Origin of the sequence: Halorubrum sp. AD140, from assembly GCF_034497445.1 — an archaeon.
In the GTDB taxonomy this organism is placed as follows: Archaea; Halobacteriota; Halobacteria; order Halobacteriales; family Haloferacaceae; genus Halorubrum.
The window spans coordinates 1-1,657 of sequence record NZ_JAXRUU010000159.1 but is presented as its reverse complement, the minus strand read 5'-3'; the positions used below and the strand labels follow the sequence as shown (position 1 = coordinate 1,657).

The window sequence follows — 1,657 nt, the reverse complement described above, 5'->3', positions numbered from 1 at the left end:
TGATCGGGATTATCGACAGTGCGCGTTTCACGATGAACCGTTGGAGACTCATCGTCGTGTGGGTAGGGTGGTAGCCATCGGTTGTAAGTGGTTGGATGTGCGTGTAAACTGTGAAACGCGGTCCGTGAGGGGACCGTCAGTTCTCCGCCGCGACTTCCTCGAGCAGCTCGGCGGCGCGCTCGGGATCGAACTCGTTGGTCGGACGCACTTCCTCTTCGAGCTCGTCGTAGTCCGCCGTCCCCGCGCCGCGGGCGAGCGTCGGGATGTCGGTGAACGCCGGGCTCCCGAAGCCGTTCAGGACGTTCTCGACAATCTGCTCGCGCGGCACGAGGTGGTTGATCGCCTGCCGCACCCGGCGGTCGTCGAACGGCTCGACGTTCACCGGGTACTGGATGTAGGTGTAGCCGCCGGCCTCGGTGCTGTACAGGATGTAGTCCTCGGAGGAGTCGAAGTCGTCGAGGGTCCCGGTGTTGAGCCCGTAGGTCAAGTCGATCTCGCCCTCCTGGAGCGCGGCGGATCGCGTGGAGTTGTCCGGCACGATATCGAGTTCGAATGCGTCAATGACGGGGCCGTCGGGGAACTCCGACGGGCCGTCGAACCAGTCGAACGCCTCGGAGACGCCGACGTCCTCGACCCAGTAGTCGTCGAACTTGGTGACCTCGAAGTACTGCTCGTCCTCGAACTCGGAGAACTCGTACGGACCGGTTCCCACGGGCTCGTTGTCCTCGCGCGGGTCGAGGCTCCCCTTCTCGATCTCGGAGATCTGGTTCTCGTTGAGGATCAGCAGTCCCGGCAGGTTGCGCTCGGCCTCCGCGTCGGCGATCTGCGCGTAGATGTCGACGGTGTACTCGTCCTCCTCAACCACGGCGAGGACGGAGTCGAACGTTTGGGGCGCGAGCTGTGAGTTCTCGGCGTACTCGTACGTCGCGACGACGTCCGACGCGGTGAGCTCGTCGCCGTTGTGGAACTGGACTCCCTCGCGGAGGTCGTACCGGTAGTGCATCCCGTAGGTGCCGTCTTCGGCCGCCTCGACGGCGTCGTCCGGCAGGAGGACGCGGACCTCGTCGTCCTCGGCCGGGTCGTCCTCGGGATGCTGGACGATGACCTGCTCGTCGGCGTCGACGGCGTCGTCGTCGGTGGTGCCGACCGTGCTCATGTAGTCGGCGTAGTCGGCATCGGTGACGTCGGTCGCGTCCAGCAGCTCGTAGCTCTCGGCGAGCCACGGGTAGACGTTCCCCTCCCGGTCGCTGGTCGTGAGCGCCTCGAAGATGAAGTTCTGTGCCATCGTCGAGGTGGTGTCGCTGCTGTGGGGCGGGTCGAACGACTCGATGTTGGCGCCGAGCCCCCCGGCGAGCGAGCCGCCCTCGACGAGGTCCGCGAGGTCCTCCTCCTCCTCGGACGCCTCGTTCTCGCGGTCGATCCACATGACCTGCTCGTCCTGCGGGGCGTACATGGCGTAGCTCATCACGCTCTCGTTGAACGGGTACACCGAGTAACCGTGGATGTCAGTACTGGTCAGCGCGGTCTCGAGCCCGAAGTGCGTGATCGAGCTGTACCGCTCCTCGGCGAGGTAGTTCCAGACCTCGTCGTACCGCTCGCCGCGGAGCTCGTTGTCGGCGGCGACTTCCGGCCCGTACCGAGCGGCGTCGATCATCTC

Annotated in this window: 1 protein-coding gene; it reads right to left on the bottom strand. The window is 65.4% G+C overall.

Annotated features, from left to right (window positions below):
- Nucleotides 1-136: 136 nt before the first annotated feature.
- A partial coding sequence (locus U4E84_RS16940) for an ABC transporter substrate-binding protein (protein ID WP_322533277.1) occupies nt 137-1,657 on the bottom strand: 1,521 nt, incomplete at its 5' end.